Raw genomic sequence first — 20,310 nt, 5'->3', positions numbered from 1 at the left:
CCTGTATGAATGCTATTTGGTTCTGGACTTGATCTCTTTATCAGCGCTGTCGATGGATCTCACTTTCTTTACTTTCTGATTTCCGAAGTTGTATACAATGGTCAATTCGACGCCTCGGTTATATTGGTTTTGGTTTACGTAATTGTAATTTCCATTTTTCTGATAATCCTCAATAATGACTTTATTGGTATTCAAAACATCATCAAGTCCAAGGGAGAAAGTCCATTGATTCCAAAGTTTTTTAAGGTTAAAATCTAAACTCATCAAACTGTGAAGTTGTCCCAACTCAATTTGTTGTTTGTCAACGTAGAAATAATTCACGCCTAAAAACCAGGTTTTATTTTTATCCAGTTGAATATTATTATTCGTCTGAATTAAAAAACTGTTGGATTTAATATTATTTTCATACAAAGGGAAAATATCTCCAGTTAAAGGGTCCTGGCTTAAACTTCCGTTGTTGATATTTCTTTGGATTCCGATATTAAAATTAGACGATAAATATCCTTTGAAAAAACTTTTTTGCATTCCAAGCATCGCACTCATTTCCTGATTGTCCCCGAAATTAGTTCTGATATATCTTAGTTGGTTCTTGCCATTAATCACTCCCTGCAAAGGAACTTGCGTGATTTCATCTTTCGTCAACGTATGACTTAGAATCAAAAAGTAAGAACTTTTGTACATGTAAGTCAATTCATGAGAATAAACGGAAGAGGCTTTTACGAAAGGATTATTTTGGATATAATTAAACTCTGTCAAAATATTTTTCACGGGATTCAACTCCCAAAAACTCGGTCTTCTCATTCTGCTGGAAAACGCATAAGAAAGATTATTTTTCTCATTAATCGCGTAATTCAGGCTTAAATATGGCAAAAGTTTATCGTAATCTCTTTTGATATTTCGGAGGTTTTCATCTTGCGCGTTATCCGAATTTCCTTCACTTTGAGTCAATTCATAGCGCGCTCCAATTTTTCCGGAGAACTTAGGAGAAAATACTTTCTCTACGGTTACATAAGCACCAAAGATATTTTCGTCGTAGAGAAAATGATTAGGTTCGCTCACCAAAGAATCTTTTTGGAAATTATAAGTATCGTATTTGGTATCATTATCTGTTTTAGTTTTATTGAAATTTCCACCGACCGAAACCGCTAAATCCTTTTTAAACTTCTGAACATAATCCGCAGTTGCCGAAAAGTTATTGATGCGTTGCGGTTGTTCCTGATAAATTTTGATCACGTTCCCGTTATCATTTCTATACTGGTCAGACGCAATGGTGAAGTTATTGGAACTTTGCAACCTTTTATAGAATAAGCCGGCAACATTCAAATTCAGTTTACTTCCCAAAGAATCGGTTTTCAATTCATAATTTAAGTTCATCGAATTATTGTAAGAACGTGCATCTTCTTTGCTTTTCGTCCAGGTATAATCCGTTTCCTGTTTAACTAAATCGGTCGTGGTGTTAAAAAGATTTGCGGTAGAGTTGTAACTTCTGTTTGCCCAGGAATTGTAAGTTAAAGCCAAACTGTTTTTATCATTCAACTGATAATCGATGTTCAGGTAACCTCCTAAATCTTTATTGGGATCTGTGATTCTGCCTTCTGAACGATTGGCCGACTCGCTGTTTCCATTTTTTAAAATATAATATTCCTCCCTGATATTTTCGCTCGTGTTAATGTTAGTGTTAATTCCCAATTTATCTTTTCGGTAATTTAAACTTAACCCAGCGCCGGTGGAATTATAATAATTTTGTTGATTATTCATTCGCATACTTCCGTTCAAACCGTTGCTGCTTTTCTTTTTAAGAACAATATTAATAATTCCGTCAGAAGATTCCACTTTATATTCACTTCCGGGCATGGTGATGACTTCGATTCTTTGAATATTTTCTGCCGGCGTATTTTTTAAAAACTGAACCAACGATTCAGCATCCATTTGCGTTACCCGTCCGTCAATAAAAATAACCGCATTTGATTTTCCGGCAATTCTTAATGTTTTATCATCGGTTGAAGAAATCAAAGGCGTTTCTTTCAACAATCCAAAAGCAGTATTTCCTTTTGCAACAGGCGAGGCAGCAACATCATAAATGAATCGGTCTGATTTTTTTTGAAAGACCTTTTTCGTCATTACAACTTCCTGAATGTCTTTAACTTTTGTAGAATCTGATTGTTCTCCTTTTTGTGCAAATACAACAAATCCGGTGAGAAGTGATAGAGAAATAATTAATTTTTTCATGGCTTGAAGTTTTAAAAAAAAGAAGGAAGTTGGGTTATTAGTTTTTTGAATGGTTATTCGTTTTTGGTTACTCGTATTTACTTCCTTCTCTTAGTTTGATTTTTAGTTTTGTAAGAATCTTACTATACAAAGATATATAATATTTTTAGTATTATGCAATACAAAGTACTGAATTTATTTTAATGCAAACCTAAACAATTGATTATCAATGGTAAAAATTTTAATGGAATATAAAACTTAACCAATACACAACTCAGATTTTAGAACTATTACATCTAAACCAAAAAAAAGAGTAGAAAAATTCTACTCTTTGTGTATCATAAATTTAAAAGTAGCTATTCGTGCCGATCGAAGCGCGCTAACTTTTTGTCCACCCAAATGGTTGCGAACGGAAAGAATGCAGCAAGTAAGGCAAACACAATATCCTCTTCATCCCAGTTGTAAATTTTTCTGGCGTTGAAAAGCAATAAAAGATAAAGACTAAAAAATAAACCGTGAATATTTCCTATTATTAGTATATAAATAGTAGGAAGAAGTCCCTCCCGGTCATACCGAATCCAAATCATGGCACTAAAAAGAAACAGCCAGGATATTGCTTCTGCAACACAAACCTGCTTAAACCATTTGTGAATTTGCTCTTGACTGTATTTTGCAAAAAAGTCTTCGATATACTTCATAGAAATTAATTAAAAAATCTTTATTAAAAGATGATCTGCAAATTTAAGCTTTAAAAAATTAGATCTGGAGTATTTCCTATTGGTAAAAATTACTTCCGTCTAAATACTCAAAAACCTCCGGTGGCAACATCGGACGAACATTTTTTCCCTCTTTAATCATCTTCCGAATCTCTGTTGCAGAAAGTTCAATAATTGGTGCCTTAACGATTGAAATATTTTCGTGCTCCACATTTTCGGCGGGCTTTTCTCCCTCAATTGCGATTCTCGGATAAACGATGATCTGATAATTTTTAATTAAAGTTTCCGCATTTTTCCACTTCTTCAGTCCCTTTAAATTATCTTCTCCCATAATCAACGAGAAAGAATATTCCGGATATTTCTCATGCAGATAAGCCAACGTATCAATCGTATAACTTGGGATTGGCAAAGAAAACTCTACATTCGAAGCTCGAAGTTTAGGATAATTTTTCACCGCAAGCTGCACCATATCCAAACGGTTATGATCTTTCAGTAAAGATTTTTTATCTTTAAACGGATTTTGTGGACTTACAACAAACCACAATTCATCCATATCCGTATTTTCAATAATATAATTCGCTAAAATTAAATGACCAATATGAATGGGATTGAAACTCCCGAAAAATAAACCAACTTTTTTCATAAATAAATATCTGAATCCTTACCGACAACAAAATCTACCGGAAAAGAATTAATTTTATAAAGATAAAAAATTATTGCGCAACCGATAATAAACGTGCTTAAATTGAGTTCAAAAAGACAAACAGTTTCCTTGAAAATCTTCCTTTACATTTTGCTCCTTTTCTCTTGTGTTTTTCTCAAAGCACAGGAAAAAGAATTTTGGCTCATTGATTCTCAGACGAACCAAAAAATTATGGTTAAAGATTCTGCAGCTGCGGTAAAATATCTGGATTCCCTGACCCAAAACTATTACTACTTTACCGAAATAAAAAACGTCATTAAAGAAGGAAACAAAACGCAGATCCTTTTCGACAAAGGCAGAAACTATAATGAAGCTCAAGTTCATCTTTCTGAGGAAATGGTCCAAAATTTTAAATACAAACCAGATTTCTTTACCAAAAATTTAGATTCATTAAAAAAGGAAATCAGCGAAAAATACAGAAAACAGGGATTTGTTTTCAACCGTGTCAAATCTCAGTTTAAAGGAATGAAAGATGAAATTCCACTTGTCGATCTAACCGTCGTAAAAAGTGCCGAGCGAAAAATTGATAAAATCGTTTTACAAGGCTATGAAAAAGTACCGAAACGGTTTATGAAAAACCTGGAGAATGAATATCAAGGAAAAAGTTATCAGGAAGCAACCTTAGCAAAACTGGCACAGTCGCTTCAAAATCATCCTTTTCTAATTCTACAGAAGGCACCACAAACTTTATTTACGAAAGATTCTACGCAGGTTTTTCTCGCACTTCAAAAGAAAAAATCCAATAGTTTTGATGGTGTGATCGGTTTTGGAAATGATAAAACCGATAAATTCACATTCAATGGAAGTTTAAATCTCAATTTCCGAAACATGTTCAATAGCTTTGAAATGGTGAATATTTTCTGGCAGCGAAATCCAGATAAAGGACAAACTTTCGACTTACAAACTGATATTCCATACCTATTCAAATCTAATATCGGTGGGAATTTTAAGGTGAATATTTTCCGTCAGGATTCGACGTATGCCAATGTGAAATTTACGCCGGCGCTCTATCTTCATTTGCGAAATAACCAAAAAATCGGTGTGCGCGGAACCTTTGAAACATCTTCTGTCATTGATTCTCTGTATGTTCAGGGAAGAGATTACAACAAGCAGGGAATTGGTCTTTGGTACGATTATACGGAACCTACAGAAATAGAACTTTTCCAATTTAAAACCCGCCTGCGTTTAGAAGCGGATTATATTACAACAAATTATAGCAAAGATAACATCGCTGCGAATCAAACCCAATATTTTATTTCGGGAGAGCGGAACTTTCAAATTTCGGGCAATAATTATTTGAATATAAAAGCTGAAAGCGCACTTCTAAGCTCCAAAAATGATTTTTCCGTCAACGAACTTCTTCGTTTTGGAGGCTGGAATTCCTTTCGGGGTTTCAATGAAAAATCGCTTTTCGCAGATCTCTACTATTTTGGAACAGCCGAATATCGTTATCTCGTAGGAAGTCAGGCGTTCTTTGATGTATTTGGCCAATACGGAGAATTTCAAAATAAAAGTTTATCATTGAAACCTAAATTGTACAGTTTCGGTCTTGGATTTAATTTCTTTTTGCCCATCGGTTTGATGAGTTTTCAAATCTCAAACGGAAACGAAGTTGGTAATCCCATTAAATTTGGAGATACAAAAATTCACTGGGGAATTCTTAGTCGATTTTAAATATTCATCTAATATTTACAAAGGTTTTAAGGATTATACCAAACTTTTTAGAATAACTTTTTATCTTTAGCCTATGATTAAATTTTTAGGTGGGATCGCACTTTTTCTGTCCCTTTTTATTTCCGCACAGTCCGTTTCATATAGCTCTTCAGAAATTTATGATGATTTGCTTCGGTTGCAAAATAATACCACAGTCATGTATTTGGCTGCACATCCGGATGACGAAAACACCAGAATTATTTCCTGGCTCACCCATGAGAAACATGTTGATGCAATTTATCTTTCCTTAACTCGTGGCGATGGTGGACAAAATTTAATCGGTACAGAAAAAGGAGAATTATTAGGATTACTGCGAACCCAGGAACTTTTAGAAGCAAGAAAAGTAGATAAAGGAAGACAGTGGTTTACGCGAGCCTTGGATTTCGGCTATTCTAAAACTGCTACCGAAACTCTTAAATTTTGGGATAAACAACAAGTTTTAGCCGATGTCGTTTGGGCAATTCGTAAAAATAAACCGGAAATTATCATCACGCGTTTTGATCCAAATTCAAACGGTGAAACGCACGGTCATCATACTGCTTCTGCACTTTTAGCCATGGAAGCATTTGATTTAGCCGGAGATCCAAAAGCATTTCCGGAACAGTTGAAATATGTAAAAGTTTGGCAACCAAAAAGAATGTTTTACAATACCAGCTGGTGGTTTTTTGGAAGTAAAGAAAATTTTGAAAAAGCAGACAAAAGCGATTTATATTCCATTAATGTTGGGACTTATTATAAAACGCTCGGAACTTCTAATAACGAAATTTCATCTAAAGCGCGAAGTAAACATGCCTGTCAAGGTTTCGGAATGGCTTTGGAAAGAGGTTCAGATCTGGAATATTTAAAATTTTTAAAAGGTGACAAACTTAAATCGAATGATATTTTCGAAGGAATTAAACTTTATTCAGACGATGGAATTTTAAAAACTCAAATGGATAAACTGATTTCAGATTATCAATTTAGTAATCCTGAACTTTCTTTAAATCAATTGCTGCAGGTTTATGACCTCTTGAAAAAAAATAATGCAGATGATTTAAAATTAAAACAAGTCAAAGATTTAATTTTAAAAACGCAGGGAATCTATTTTGAATGGATGACACCAAATGGTTTCGGAACTTTGAACCAAGAAATTACAGCCCAACTGGAAATCGCCAATAGAAGTAATGCAACTATAAATGTCTCGATTGCTGGAAAAGAGAACAAAGAAATTTTAGCCAACGAATCTTTCAAAGCAACAGAAAAATTAAAAATTGATGATCCGAAAATATCCAATCCATATTGGCTTCAGGAAACTCCGAAAAATAATTTGTATGTCGTGAATAATCCACAAGATATCGGACAACCTGAAATTTTGAATCCTGTTAAAAAGGCAATCACAATTAATTTTGGGACTACAAAAATTGATTACGATATTCCATTAAAGCAAAAAACAGTGAATCCTTCTATTGGTGAACGTTATGAACCATTCTATACGGTTCCTTCTTTTGTAGCAAATTTCGACCAAGACAATTTTATTTTCAGCAATCAACCAAAACAAATAACGGTTGAAGTCGAAAGTTTCGTCGTAAATTCTTCAGCGAAAGTTTCATTGAAAGCAACTAAAGATTGGAAAGTATCTGAACCACAAACAATTGATTTCAAAGAAATTGGTGAAAAGAAAAAAGTACTATTTAACGTTGAACCAATTTCGAAAAACGCCAATTCATTTATTGAAGCCATCGTCGAATCAAATGGAAAGACTTATAATCAATCTTTAAATGTGGTGGATTATCCTCACATTGATCGACAAATTTGGATCAAAAGCGCGCAGGCAAAAATTCAAAATTTAGATTTAAAAATTCCCGATGTTAAGATTGCTTATCTGAAAGGTTCGGGCGACGAAATCCCGTCTTCATTAAGAGCAATCGGTTTGACAGTTGATGAGTTGGATTTAAAAAACTGGAATCCCTCCATTCTAGAAAATTATGATGTTTTAATTTTAGGAATAAGAATTTATAACACGCAGCCAGAAATAGCTTTGATCAATAAAGATCTTTGGAGATTTGTAGAAAATGGTGGTTTGGTCATTAATCAATACAATGTTAACCGCGGTTTATTAACCAACGAAATTGCACCTTTCAAATTAAAATTAGGAGCAAGCCGTATTTCTGAAGAAGATGCAAAACTGAAATTCCTGGTTCCGAATAGTCCTGTATTTAATATTCCCAATACCATTACAGAAAAAGACATGGACCATTGGGTTCAGGAAAGAGGATTATATTTCGCAGACGATTGGGATCAAAAGTTAATTCCGCTTTTAGAAGGAAATGATACCGGAGAATCTCCACAAAAAGGAATTTTATTAGCAGGAAAATATGGAAAAGGAACTTACGTTTATACGGGTTTATCTTTCTTCCGAGAATTACCGGCTGGAGTTCCGGGCGCGTATAAATTGTTTATGAATATTTTGAATTTAGGTTCTAGGAATTAGGTTTTGAGAAAACAGGACTAAATGTTAGAATTTTTTTACCGCAAAAGAGACAAAAGAAAAATATAAAAAAGGAGACTCAAAAGAAGGCAAAAAGTAAACGCATTATTTAATTTACATTTTGCAAACTTTTGATTTACTTAGGCGAATAATCTTTTGCCTCTTTTGCGGTTAAGAAAAAAATGTATAAAAAAATATGAATCAGGAAAAAGATACGAATTGGAAACCACTCTATATTGCCTTATTGGCAATTACGGTTTTGATGATTGTTGCCATGTTACTCTTTCAAAACTATTATAAATGAAGAATTTAGATTGGCTGGTTTTAATTTTCGTGCTGTTATTCATTGTAATTTACGGGATTTATAAATCCAAAAAAGTAAAAACATCGGAATCCTTTTTAGGCGGAAAAACCAATCCGTGGTGGATGGTCGGCTTAAGCATTATGGCGACACAAGCCAGTGCCATTACGTTTTTGTCAACGCCCGGACAGGCCTATCACGACGGTTTAGGATTCGTGCAGTTTTATTTTGGGTTACCGATTGCAATGGTTATTCTCTGCGTTTGGGTCCTACCGAAATTTTTCAAAATGAACGTTTTAACAGCGTACGAATATTTAGAAAAACGATTCGGACTTTCTACCAGGATTTTAACAGCAATTCTATTTTTAATTCAAAGAGGTTTGGCAGCCGGAATTACCATTTTTGCACCCGCCATTATTTTGTCCACGATTTTAGGTTGGAATCTGATCTTAACCAATATCGTAATCGGAAGTCTGGTGACGATTTACACTTTAGTTGGTGGTACAGAAGCGGTAAGTCAGACGCAGAAACAACAGATGTTTGTAATCTTCATTGGGATGTTCTTGGCCTTTTTTCTCATCTTGCAAAAGTTACCTTTAGATTTAAATGATGCACTCCTTTACTCCGGAAAGATGGGGAAACTCAATGCCGTGAGTTTTGAATTTAATTTGAACAACCGCTATAATATTTGGTCTGCCTTTTTGGGCGGAACATTTTTGTTTCTGAGTTATTTCGGCACCGATCAAAGTCAGGTGCAAAGATATCTCACCGGAAAAAGTTTGAAGGAAGCAAGACTTGGATTGCTTTTCAACGGCTTATTCAAAATCCCGATGCAATTCTTTATTCTATTTATTGGGGTAATGGTTTTCGTTTTTTTCCAGTTTGAAAAGACGCCTTTAAACTTTAATCCACTTTCTCAATCCCTTAAAAACAATACAGAATATCAAGCCTTGAATGCTGATTATGATCAAATTCACGAAGAGAAAAAACAAAAAATCATCGCCTGGAAAACCGATCATTCCGAAAAAGTGATGTCGGAATTGAAAGATCTTCAGGCAAAAGAAGTGGTCATCAGAGAAGATGTAAAAAAATTAATCAATAAAGAAGCGCCGGATATTGAATCAAATGATAAGGATTATGTGTTCATTTACTATATCCTCAATTATTTACCGACCGGAATTGTCGGCTTATTGATCGCTGTTATTCTCTCGGCGGCCATGAGTTCAACTTCTTCAGAACTGAATGCTTTGGCAACAACGACCGTCGTCGATATCTATAAGAGAAATTTCGCACCTGATATTTCAGAGAAAAAATATCTGAATGCTTCCAGATTTTTCACCTTAATGTGGGGAATGGTCGCCATATTCTTTGCGGTGAATGCGAGTTTGTTTGAAAACTTAATTCAGGCTGTGAATATTATTGGTTCCTTATTTTATGGAGTTATTCTCGGTGTGTTTGCCATTGCATTCTTATTTCCAAGAATTGGAGGAAAAGCGAGCATGTGGAGTATTTTAATCGTAGAACCTGTGATTATTTTACTGTACTTTTTAGATGTAAAAGAAGTTATTGAATTGGAGTTTTTGTGGCTGAATCCGATTGGGTGTTTGTTGATGATTGGGGTTGCGAGTTTGCTTCAACCGTTGTTTAAGAAAGTAGCGATATAAAAAATGGACACCAATATTTGGTGTCCTTAACAATTTTATAGCGAGGTTAAATTGGCAATTTCCATGCATTAAATTTTTGCTATCAGAAAACTTAATCCGATGCGACGAGCTCAATAACTGGTAAGTTCTTTTTAATGAGGCAACGTTCTTCTTTCAATTTCGTTAAGTTTGTCTGCCAGTAGACGTTTCGCTTCATTAATAATTTCCTTTTTTAACGGAATCCCCATTATTGAAACTGTATTTGTTACTTCATTAATTCCGTTTTTATATTCTATTATTTTTAATTCTAATTGCTCCGATGGATAGCAGAGAAAACCATATTTTAAATCTGCCTTACTAAACGAGGAATAAGCCATAATTTGATGTAAATCATGTCTGTGATCATCTTTTAAAATTTCGCTGTTGCCAAACTTGTTATAAAGATTTGATTTGTATTTAGCATCTATGACTACTAAGAAATTATCCTTCTGATAAATCGCGTCAGGTTCTATATGTTTTAGTTCCCAGGAATAATGCTTTGAAGTTTTAGACTGAAATTTGAAATTTGCAAATAACTTCCCTCCAGTTTCTTTCGCTACCTCTTTAAAAATATGTTGCACGAATTTTTCAAAAACATCTGAGAAATCAACTCTCCAAGCAGTGCTTTCCACCAAATTAAAGTTTAGAATTTTATTAGCATGTTCTTTACAAATTTTTATTGCTGGACTGTCAGATGACCTGATAGGAATGTTATTTGTTACGGTCGGTTTGTGAAGATATAGTTTTTCTTCAATGAAATTTAGCCTAGGTCGAATGATGTTTTTTATTCTTTGTGGCGTGTTTGAAGAAAGCAGCTCGTTCTTGCAAATGTCGAATACAAAACGTATTACCGAATATTCACTATGAAATTCACTTAAAATGTTTTTTCGAGTTGGAAACTTTAATCGATTTTCAATTTTGTATTCGTTGTTAATGTATTTGTTCCAATTTATTTGTCCAGTAGGTTGGCTCGATATCTTTTCAACATTGTCAAACTTACTCCAAGGTTTTGATATTAATACTTCTAGAGCAGCGATGAATTTCACAGCTTCTAAATACAATGGCGGTCTGAAGTTTTTACCTGAAGCAAGTGGCAAACTATCGATCACTTCAGGACTTATTTCTGTTCCAAGTAAATTCAGAATTTCAATATAATCTTCAAATCTATCACGACCAGTAAATCTAGGCATTACAACAAAATCACCAATTTGTTTACCTGTGTCAGATGCTCGTAGTGGGATAGATCCAATGAAACTTGAAGAACGAAAAGCTAAAGAGGTACTTTGGTCAGAGCCAATAATAAACGGTTGAACACCTATGAACTTAAATTGTGATGCATTATAATCTATAAACTTCTGCAGATACTGTCCAATTACTCTTTTATCTGCAGATTTAAACCATTTTTTTTGTAAAGCAATTCCACTAAACCTTTGTGATTGTTCAGTCAAGCAAGGAATTTCACAAAAAACATCTACGGTTTTGCTCATTCAAAAAGTGATTGATTAATTCGTGTAGCGAAATAATTACTAAATTCTTCTTTCGCATTTCTAATAAGTCCTTCCTGCAAATACTCTTTTATTAAGGGGAATATTTCGTACTTGACACGGTTTTTCATTTCCTCTTCACTGTCTGCGATAAAATAACCTTGACCGGGTTGCAACGATAATTCGCTACTCGAAGCGTACCAATCAAAAATTTCTTGAATTTTTGCAAAATCATCTTTAAAGAATTTTTCAGAAGTTATTACTTTAGGTTTCATAGAATACCAAGCGAATCGTCTACGTAAAGCAAAGTCTACTACTGCTAAACTTCTATCCGCAGTATTCATTGTAGCAATTACAGAAAAATTATCAGGTAGTTTATTAATCTTAAAATCAGGCGAGATTTCAATTTCAACGTTGGATCTGTCCATCTTGTGCTCGAATAAATAGAAAATTGGACCTAAAACATTTGAAAGATTAGCCCTATTAATTTCGTCAATTATTAAAAGTACTTTTTCATTGTCATGCTCTTTTGCATACTTTACAGCTAAGGTAAAATTTCCCAGATTTTCTTTGTATCTAAGTTCAGCATTATTAAGATCTGGTCGAATACCAAATATGAAATCTGAAAAACTTGTCTCTGCATGAAATTGAGTAAAAAATGTTTTCGCATTAATCTTTTCGGCAACCTCCTTTGCAGTTCTAGTCTTTCCAGTTCCAGGAGGACCTTGAAGAACAATATATTTCCTTTCGTCCAAAAGATTTTTTATTTCTTCTGCGTCATCCAATATCTCCGATTTAAGAAAAGGTTTTAATGCATCTGAAATTGCATTCCGATGGCCATTATTTGTTGGCCATTCTCTAAGTTTTGCATAGCCTGCTACAAATGTAGCAATTATCTTCTTTCCGGCTTCGCTTTCCGGCTCATCAACAATTTGGCAAACAGGTAAAACTTTTGTGTAGGTTTTTATTGTGTTTTTAATATGTTGTAAATCTTCGCTACCACTTATAGATTTTGGTAAACTTGTTTCAATATCTGAAAAGTCCGATTTACAAAAACCTCTTTCGTCAACAAGCTTCGAAAATAATCTTCTAAGTCCAGGATAGGTTGCTAATTCATAATCATTTTTAAAACCACTTGATCCAACTCCTAAACAAACTAACCATGGTTTGTTATCGTCGTTAGGAAAAATAGTAAGAGAAAAGTCGTGAAATGGTCCGGAAGCTTCTTCATCTGGATGAATAAAACCAAAATATGCTCCATTATCTTTTAAAGCATCCTTTCCAGTGTTGTTTCTCTCGACGTAGGCTTTACTATACTCTTTGTCTATTTTAGCACCAAATTGTTCGGCTTTATCTTTGATGAATTGTCTGATATTTTCTATGCTCATATTAATAGTTTGAGTGTGAAGATTACTTCTCACCTTTTATTTCATAATTTTTAAAATTATGATCGGGGTTTACAGTTGAAAAATCAATAAGTTCTGATAAATTCAGTTCAAAAACTTTCGCAAAAACTGCCATATTTGTTAATGAAATATTTCTTTCCCCTCTCTCAATCATCCCTATATATGTTCTATGAAAGCCAGTTAAGAAAGAAAGTTTCTCTTGACTAATATTTTTATCAAGTCTTAACTTCTTAATTTTATTTCCAAATTCTTGGAGTAAAAATTCATTTATCATATAGTAAAACTATACATATTGTATGTTTTGATCAACAGACAATATGTATCAAAAAAAGTAACCAAGACATTTTCCTACTTTTAAAAATTAAAACTATATCTAGCTTTTTTCGCTTTAACTCAATTAAAAGTATTAACAATAAAAAAAGGACACCAAAATCTGGTGTCCATATTTATAAGAAAAAAGAATTTTACTTCTTATTCCACTTCGCAATATTATCCGCATTCATTTTCACGTAATCATCATTGCTCGCTTTCTTCGCCAACTCCATTGATTTCTTCGCTGTTTCGAGCGCCTCTTTTTTCATTCCATTAGCGGCTTGAATCTCAGCTTTCAATTTCAACATATAAAAAACATCCGGTTGTATTTCATTTGCCTTCGTAGAATATTCCAGGGCCTTTCTTAAATCCATCTTCTCTTGGAAATAATAACCTGCCGCCTGATTATAATCAGAAGCCTTCGCTTCTTTTTTACCCAAAGTAGCATTAATCGACTCCAACACCTCCTTCTTCGAATCCATAACAATCGGAACTTTTACCATCGTATTCTCCCAACTTAAAATCAAATTGGCTCTATCAGTCTTAAGATCATTAAAACCGATTGAAAAAGTTTCTACAAACAATGGATTTTTCTGCGCTTTCACTTTCGTTTTGGCCACAATTTCCTCCGCTTTCAATTCTTTCGGCGCGCCCCACTGTTCCGTATCTTTATAAAGAACGATTTCCCACTCGTTAGTCGAAGGAATAGTATATAAAGCATATTTCCCTGCCGGAACTTTAATCCCATTAAAACTCGCCTCATTCGCAAAGGTGATATCCGTAGAGCCATTCGCCCCAGTTCTCCAAACCTGATTCATCGGCACCAAATTTCCAAAAACCTTACGCTCATTCGCAGAAGGTCTTGAATACTCAACGCTAACTTCCGAAAGTCCTATGGTTTGTTTTACTGTTGCAGACGGGCTGGGTTGTGGCGTTTTCACCTGTGCGTACCCGATTGCAAATGCTCCCACTAGAAAGAGAGATAAGAATTTTTTCTCCATTATTTTTTAATTTAATATTTTTTAATAATCTTTAAATCTACTCCAATTTTTAATCAATAACAAGACAAACAATGAAACGGTAATATAGCAGAAATCAAATAATAAAATTCTCAGTAAGGAGCAACAAAAACTTTCGCTTCTTACAAAACCCGTCCGGCTGTCCGCTCTATCTTTTTTGCTTACCACCTTCCAGTTTAAAATAAAAGCCGTCCTAAGCAAAAAAGGATGCCGCTCCCATCCGGGCTATAATTTCGGTTGGTTTTCTTTTACAAAGGAAAAACAAATCAGTAATATTATAATCAAAATCTCGAGTCACGTAGTTTGTCTTAATCTTGTGTTTCAACTCTTGGATCTTGTATCGTAGATCTTGGATCTTGTGTCTTGGATCTTGTTTTTCCCTTGAATTTTGGGCACAAAAAAAGCTCATCAAACTAAATTGATGAGCTTTAAAAAAGACTGGCGGCGACCTACTCTCCCGCTTTCGCAGTACCATCGGCGCTAGAGGGCTTAACTTCTGTGTTCGGAATGGGAACAGGTGAGCCCCTCTGCTAAAACCACCCTAAAGGCTGTTTATATGAAGGAGGTAGTTAGTAGGGAATAGGTGGTAGTTGTTAAACTAATACCCAATACCTTATAACTGATACCTTATAAATATCGATAAAAACGTTCACAAAGAGACAACCGTAGTTGCACGATCGAGTACCTTAATTAGGCAATAAATCTACGGGTAATTAGTACTACTCGGCTATGACATTACTGCCTTTACACCTATAGCCTATCAACGTTGTCATCTCCAACGACCCTTAAAAGATGTCTCATCTTGAGGCAGGTTTCGCACTTATATGCTTTCAGTGCTTATCCTTTCCAAACGTAGCTACTCAGCGGTGCTCCTGGCGGAACAACTGATACACCAGAGGTTTGTTCAAATCGGTCCTCTCGTACTAGATTCAAGCCCTCTCAAACATCTAACGCCCGCAATAGATAGAGACCGAACTGTCTCACGACGTTCTGAACCCAGCTCGCGTGCCACTTTAATGGGCGAACAGCCCAACCCTTGGGACCTTCTCCAGCCCCAGGATGTGACGAGCCGACATCGAGGTGCCGAACCTCCCCGTCGATATGAGCTCTTGGGGGAGACTAGCCTGTTATCCCCGGAGTACCTTTTATCCTATGAGCGATGGCCCTTCCATACGGAACCACCGGATCACTATGTCCTGCTTTCGCACCTGATCGACTTGTAGGTCTCACAGTCAAGCACCCTTATGCCATTACACTCTACGCACGGTTACCAAGCGTGCTGAGGGTACCTTTGAAAGCCTCCGTTACTCTTTTGGAGGCGACCACCCCAGTCAAACTACCCACCACGCAGTGTCCTTCCAAAAGGAAGTTAGGCTCCAAATAAACAAAGGGTGGTATTTCAACGTTGACTCCACCGACACTAGCGTGCCAGCTTCAAAGTCTCCCACCTATCCTACACATTGTTTATTCAAAGTCAATACGAAGTTATAGTAAAGGTTCACAGGGTCTTTTCGTCCCATTGCGGGTACTCGGCATCTTCACCGAGACTACAATTTCACAGAGCTCATGGTTGAGACAGTGCCCAGATCGTTACACCATTCGTGCAGGTCGGAACTTACCCGACAAGGAATTTCGCTACCTTAGGACCGTTATAGTTACGGCCGCCGTTTACTGGGGCTTCAGTTAATTGCTTCGGTTACCCTAACAACCTTCCTTAACCTTCCAGCACCGGGCAGGTGTCAGACCCTATACAGCATCTTTCGATTTAGCAGAGTCCTGTGTTTTTGATAAACAGTCGCCTGGGCCTCTTTACTGAGGCCAGCATTGCTGCTGGCGTCCCTTCTTCCGAAGTTACGAGACTATTTTGCCTAGTTCCTTAACCATGATTCACTCTAGCACCTTAGGATTCTCTCCTCGACTACCTGTGTCGGTTTTGGTACGAGTTGCTTCACTTCGGCTTTTCTTGGAAGCACTTTCCCTACAACAACTTCGCCCGAAGGCTAGGTCTTGACTATTCCGTCAGTCTCCAGTAAGTACGGCACTCCGTCCCCTTTTTAGTGTGAGCAAGTATGGGAATATTAACCCATTATCCATCCACTTCCCCTTTCGGGTTCGCGTTAGGTCCCGACTAACCCTCAGCTGATTAGCATAGCTGAGGAAACCTTAGTCTTTCGGTGAGCGGGTTTCTCGCCCGCTTTATCGTTACTTATGCCTACATTTTCTTTTCTGTCCGCTCCACAAGGCCTCACGACCCTGCTTCGGCGCAAACAGAATGCTCCCCTACCAGATATAACTCAAAAGTTATAAATCCATAGCTTCGGTACTATACTTATGCCCGATTATTATCCATGCCGAACCGCTCGACTAGTGAGCTGTTACGCACTCTTTAAATGAATGGCTGCTTCCAAGCCAACATCCTAGCTGTCAATGCAGTTCAACCGCGTTATTTCAACTTAGTATAGATTTGGGGACCTTAGCTGTTGGTCCGGGTTCTTTCCCTCTCGGACATGGACCTTAGCACCCATGCCCTCACTGCTGCAGAACATTTATTAGCATTCGGAGTTTGTCAGGAATTGGTAGGTGATGAAACCCCCGCATCCAATCAGTAGCTCTACCTCTAATAAACTATATTGCAACGCTGCACCTAAATGCATTTCGGGGAGTACGAGCTATCTCCCAGTTTGATTGGCCTTTCACCCCTACCCACAAGTCATCCGAAGACTTTTCAACGTCAACCGGTTCGGTCCTCCACTTTGTGTTACCAAAGCTTCAACCTGCCCATGGGTAGATCACAAGGTTTCGCGTCTAATCCTACTAACTAAGCGCCCTATTCAGACTCGCTTTCGCTCCGCCTCCGTACCTGAAGTACTTAAGCTCGCTAGTAAAATTAACTCGTAGGCTCATTATGCAAAAGGCACGCCGTCACCCAACTTGTGGGCTCCGACCGCTTGTAGGCGTACGGTTTCAGGTTCTCTTTCACCCTTCTATTCGAAGTGCTTTTCACCTTTCCTTCACAGTACTTGTTCACTATCGGTCTTTCAGGAGTATTTAGCCTTGGAGGATGGTCCCCCCATATTCAGACAGGATTTCACGTGTCCCGCCCTACTCATTTATCACTTAAATATGCCTTTCATATACGGGGCTATCACCCTCTATGGCTGTTCTTTCCAGAACATTCTATTAAACATATATTAGCTTTTGGGCTAATCCGCTTTCGCTCGCCACTACTTACGGAATCTCTTCGATTTCTTTTCCTCCGGGTACTTAGATGTTTCAGTTCTCCGGGTTTGCTCTCTAAATAAATAGAGTGACTGATCTTCAACCAGCCGGGTTGCCCCATTCGGACATCTGCGGATCAATTCGTGTGTGCCGATCCCCGCAGCTTTTCGCAGCTTACCACGTCCTTCTTCGCCTCTGAAAGCCTAGGCATCCGCCATACGCCCTTAACGATTTCTTTCCTAATAATATATTAGTTCAGTTTTTTGTCTAACATTGCTGTTAGACTAGTTTTATTTAAACTCGGCACTCGAAAGTGCGCGGTTTTCTCTTTGTGATGTTCTTATCGTTAATGTCAATGATCGTATTTCTTCTTGTCCTACTGATAAACAGAAATTGTTTTTGGCTCTTTCCGTCACTTTGAAATCAGTCCTTCAAAACTGTGAATATATAGGTCTCGATCCTATCCAAACTTCCTGGTTATCCAGTCTGTTCTGCCTCCAATCGGCATTATTCTTTTTTCTTAATTGTAATTATCTTCTGTGCTTGCTTCTTTTAAGAAGCTTGTCGCTACATCTCTGTAACTTGTTCCCGTTATATCACTATAACTCTGTGGAGAATAAGGGAGTCGAACCCTTGACCTCCTGCGTGCAAGGCAGGCGCTCTAGCCAACTGAGCTAATTCCCCGCTAGTATGAGTAGGTGAGTTATCAGTAATTGAGTGTTTGAGTACTGCTACTCTACAACTCATCTACTTTACAACTCCTGTACTCTAAATTAGTAGTCTCGGGCAGGCTCGAACTGCCGACCTCTACATTATCAGTGTAGCGCTCTAACCAGCTGAGCTACGAGACTCTATTTAATTAATTATTAATAATTTATTAATTATCAATTGTTAATTATCTCTCCTCCCTGATTACTAATCCTAGTGGGTATGTTTTTTATAAAATAGCAACCAAAATAAAGAAAAAGCAAAGCTAACTTTGAGCAAGTGCTCTGATACATTTAAGTATCTTTTGTTTGTTTATACTCTCCTAACGAAGAGTCTCAAAAATGAGATGTTCCAGCCGCACCTTCCGGTACGGCTACCTTGTTACGACTTAGCCCTAGTTACTTGTTTTACCCTAGGCAGCTCCTTTTACGGTCACCGACTTCAGGTACCCCAAACTTCCATGGCTTGACGGGCGGTGTGTACAAGGCCCGGGAACGTATTCACCGCGCCATGGCTGATGCGCGATTACTAGCGATTCCAGCTTCATAGAGTCGAGTTGCAGACTCCAATCCGAACTGAGACCGGCTTTCGAGATTTGCATCACATCGCTGTGTAGCTGCCCTCTGTACCGGCCATTGTATTACGTGTGTGGCCCAAGACGTAAGGGCCGTGATGATTTGACGTCATCCCCACCTTCCTCTCTACTTGCGTAGGCAGTCTCACTAGAGTCCTCAACTGAATGTTAGCAACTAGTGACAGGGGTTGCGCTCGTTGCAGGACTTAACCTAACACCTCACGGCACGAGCTGACGACAACCATGCAGCACCTTGAAAAATGTCCGAAGAAGGATCTATTTCTAAACCTGTCATTTCCCATTTAAGTCTTGGTAAGGTTCCTCGCGTATCATCGAATTAAACCACATAATCCACCGCTTGTGCGGGCCCCCGTCAATTCCTTTGAGTTTCATTCTTGCGAACGTACTCCCCAGGTGGCTAACTTATCACTTTCGCTTGGTCTCTGAAGCTTGCGCCCCAAAAACGAGTTAGCATCGTTTACGGCGTGGACTACCAGGGTATCTAATCCTGTTCGCTCCCCACGCTTTCGTCCCTCAGCGTCAGTTAAATCATGGTAACCTGCCTTCGCAATTGGTGTTCTAAGTAATATCTATGCATTTCACCGCTACACTACTTATTCCAGCTACCTCTAATTTACTCAAGACCGACAGTATCAACGGCAGTTTCATAGTTAAGCTATGAGATTTCACCACTGACTTATCGATCCGCCTACGGACCCTTTAAACCCAATAAATCCGGATAACGCTTGCACCCTCCGTATTACCGCGGCTGCTGGCACGGAGTTAGCCGGTGCTTATTCGTATAGTACCTTCAGCTACCCTCACGAAGGTAGGTTTATTCCTATACAAAAGAAGTTTACAATCCATAGGACCGTCATCCTTCACGCGGGATGGCTGGATCAGGCTCTCACCCATTGTCCAATATTCCTCACTGCTGCCTCCCGTAGGAGTCTGGTCCGTGTCTCAGTACCAGTGTGGGGGATCTCCCTCTCAGGACCCCTAAAGATCATTGACTTGGTGAGCCGTTACCTCACCAACTATCTAATCTTGCGCGTGCCCATCTCTATCCACCGGAGTTTTCAATACTAAATGATGCCATCTAATATATTATGGAGTATTAATCTTCCTTTCGAAAGGCTATTCCCCTGATAAAGGTAGGTTGCACACGTGTTACGCACCCGTACGCCGCTCTCTAGTTTCCGAAGAAACTATACCGCTCGGCTTGCATGTGTTAGGCCTCCCGCTAGCGTTCATCCTGAGCCAGGATCAAACTCTCCATTGTATGTTTGTCTGACTCACTCAAAGTTATTGACGCTTTGTTTTTCCTTAATTTCTTTTGGTTGTTATTTGTATGTCAATGATCTCTATTCTTCTCGCGTTAACACCGAATCATCTTTCTGTCGTGTGATCCGATTTGCGAGTGCAAAAGTATAAACTTATTTCTAATTGACCAAATGTTTTATAAAGATTGTTAAAAGTTTTTTTTAAGTAACCAATAACCCTCCTCTCTAATCATTCAATCTATTCCTACTTCGCTCCCCTTCTCTCTCGATTTGGGATTGCAAAGATAAGAAGTTTTTCTTAATTAGCAAGCTTTTATTTTGATAATGATGAAAAATTATTAATCCCCACATTACCTCCAATCACTTACTATTCTACTTCGCTACTCTGTTTTTTAGAGTGGTGCAAATGTAACCCCACTTAACTAATCTCGCAACTCTTTTGTGAACTATTATTAACATTCAAAGAATTCATTTTATAACAAATTGTTTTACAGCGAAATACCAACCCAAAAAGT

At 37.4% G+C, this 20,310-nt stretch carries 10 protein-coding genes, 2 tRNA genes and 3 rRNA genes; 3 read left to right on the top strand and 12 right to left on the bottom strand.

The genetic code is table 11. From position 1 onward, the window contains the following. Positions 1–12: 12 nt before the first annotated feature. From EIB73_RS12755 to nadD, 3 genes are all read right to left on the bottom strand, one after another. On the bottom strand, positions 13–1,929 hold the full coding sequence (locus EIB73_RS12755; RefSeq protein ID WP_380219184.1) for a TonB-dependent receptor domain-containing protein: 1,917 nt from the start codon (positions 1,927–1,929) through the stop codon (positions 13–15). Between the two features lie 635 nt (positions 1,930–2,564). Continuing rightward, positions 2,565–2,906, bottom strand: coding sequence for a DUF3817 domain-containing protein (locus EIB73_RS12750; RefSeq protein ID WP_125025632.1), 342 nt, complete (start codon positions 2,904–2,906; stop codon positions 2,565–2,567). A 76-nt stretch (positions 2,907–2,982) separates the two neighbouring features. Continuing rightward, positions 2,983–3,567 carry a nicotinate (nicotinamide) nucleotide adenylyltransferase gene (gene nadD / locus EIB73_RS12745; RefSeq protein ID WP_125025631.1) on the bottom strand — a complete coding sequence of 195 codons (585 nt, stop codon included), beginning with the start codon at positions 3,565–3,567 and terminating at the stop codon, positions 2,983–2,985. A gap of 129 nt (positions 3,568–3,696) precedes the next feature. Between nadD and EIB73_RS12740 the strand changes: the two genes are divergently transcribed. The 3 genes from EIB73_RS12740 (at position 3,697) to EIB73_RS12730 (ending at position 9,772) form a co-directional block, all read left to right on the top strand. Continuing rightward, complete coding sequence (locus EIB73_RS12740; RefSeq protein WP_125025630.1) at positions 3,697–5,301, top strand: BamA/TamA family outer membrane protein; 1,605 nt, start codon at positions 3,697–3,699, stop codon at positions 5,299–5,301. Between the two features lie 73 nt (positions 5,302–5,374). Next, entirely contained in the window at positions 5,375–7,810 is a 2,436-nt protein-coding gene (locus tag EIB73_RS12735) for a PIG-L family deacetylase (RefSeq protein ID WP_125025629.1), read from the top strand. 297 nt (positions 7,811–8,107) lie between these two features. Beyond that, positions 8,108–9,772 (top strand): sodium:solute symporter, encoded by a 1,665-nt coding sequence (locus tag EIB73_RS12730; RefSeq protein ID WP_125025628.1) that lies wholly within the window; start codon positions 8,108–8,110, stop codon positions 9,770–9,772. Positions 9,773–9,903: 131 nt separating this feature from the next. Here EIB73_RS12730 and EIB73_RS12725 read toward each other — a convergent pair whose 3' ends face one another. The 9 genes from EIB73_RS12725 to EIB73_RS12685 all read right to left on the bottom strand — a co-directional run bounded on the left by EIB73_RS12725 (position 9,904) and on the right by EIB73_RS12685 (position 19,794). Beyond that, positions 9,904–11,277 carry a 5-methylcytosine restriction system specificity protein McrC gene (locus tag EIB73_RS12725; protein ID WP_125025627.1) on the bottom strand — a complete coding sequence of 458 codons (1,374 nt, stop codon included), beginning with the start codon at positions 11,275–11,277 and terminating at the stop codon, positions 9,904–9,906. Next, on the bottom strand, positions 11,274–12,662 hold the full coding sequence (locus EIB73_RS12720) for an McrB family protein (RefSeq protein WP_125025626.1): 1,389 nt from the start codon (positions 12,660–12,662) through the stop codon (positions 11,274–11,276). The genes EIB73_RS12725 and EIB73_RS12720 overlap by 4 nt, the downstream gene beginning before the upstream one ends. Positions 12,663–12,684: 22 nt before the next feature. After that, positions 12,685–12,954, bottom strand: a complete 270-nt coding sequence (locus EIB73_RS12715) for a helix-turn-helix domain-containing protein (protein ID WP_125025625.1) — start codon at positions 12,952–12,954, stop codon at positions 12,685–12,687. Positions 12,955–13,144: 190 nt separating this feature from the next. Continuing rightward, positions 13,145–13,993: a DUF2911 domain-containing protein gene (locus tag EIB73_RS12710; RefSeq protein ID WP_125025624.1), complete on the bottom strand. Its 849-nt coding sequence runs from the start codon at positions 13,991–13,993 to the stop codon at positions 13,145–13,147. A gap of 454 nt (positions 13,994–14,447) precedes the next feature. Next, positions 14,448–14,555: ribosomal RNA gene (gene rrf / locus EIB73_RS12705) — 5S ribosomal RNA — on the bottom strand. A 149-nt stretch (positions 14,556–14,704) separates the two neighbouring features. Next, positions 14,705–17,468, bottom strand: a 23S ribosomal RNA gene (locus EIB73_RS12700). A gap of 372 nt (positions 17,469–17,840) precedes the next feature. Next, positions 17,841–17,914: transfer RNA gene (locus tag EIB73_RS12695), tRNA-Ala, on the bottom strand. Positions 17,915–18,007: 93 nt separating this feature from the next. Continuing rightward, positions 18,008–18,081 (bottom strand) — tRNA-Ile (locus tag EIB73_RS12690). Positions 18,082–18,277: 196 nt separating this feature from the next. Then, positions 18,278–19,794: ribosomal RNA gene (locus EIB73_RS12685) — 16S ribosomal RNA — on the bottom strand. The 16S, 23S and 5S rRNA genes sit together here with 2 tRNA genes alongside, the layout of an rRNA operon. Positions 19,795–20,310 lie beyond the last annotated feature (516 nt).

The organism is Kaistella carnis (assembly GCF_003860585.1).
GTDB classification, from domain to species: Bacteria; Bacteroidota; Bacteroidia; order Flavobacteriales; family Weeksellaceae; genus Kaistella; species Kaistella carnis.
Note: the sequence above shows the minus strand (reverse complement) of the source record. Positions and strands in the feature narration are given on the sequence as shown.

What these genes read in the sequence shown, in the direction of transcription:
- EIB73_RS12755 (WP_380219184.1), bottom strand. Translation starts at nt 1,929, where the DNA reads ATGGATGCTGAATCGTTGGTTCAGTTTTTAAAAAATACGCCGGCAGAA.
- EIB73_RS12750 (WP_125025632.1), bottom strand. Translation starts at nt 2,906, where the DNA reads ATGAAGTATATCGAAGACTTTTTTGCAAAATACAGTCAAGAGCAAATT.
- nadD (WP_125025631.1), bottom strand. Translation starts at nt 3,567, where the DNA reads ATGAAAAAAGTTGGTTTATTTTTCGGGAGTTTCAATCCCATTCATATT.
- EIB73_RS12735 (WP_125025629.1), top strand. Translation starts at nt 5,375, where the DNA reads ATGATTAAATTTTTAGGTGGGATCGCACTTTTTCTGTCCCTTTTTATT.
- EIB73_RS12730 (WP_125025628.1), top strand. Translation starts at nt 8,108, where the DNA reads ATGAAGAATTTAGATTGGCTGGTTTTAATTTTCGTGCTGTTATTCATT.
- EIB73_RS12725 (WP_125025627.1), bottom strand. Translation starts at nt 11,277, where the DNA reads ATGAGCAAAACCGTAGATGTTTTTTGTGAAATTCCTTGCTTGACTGAA.
- EIB73_RS12720 (WP_125025626.1), bottom strand. Translation starts at nt 12,662, where the DNA reads ATGAGCATAGAAAATATCAGACAATTCATCAAAGATAAAGCCGAACAA.
- EIB73_RS12715 (WP_125025625.1), bottom strand. Translation starts at nt 12,954, where the DNA reads ATGATAAATGAATTTTTACTCCAAGAATTTGGAAATAAAATTAAGAAG.
- EIB73_RS12710 (WP_125025624.1), bottom strand. Translation starts at nt 13,993, where the DNA reads ATGGAGAAAAAATTCTTATCTCTCTTTCTAGTGGGAGCATTTGCAATC.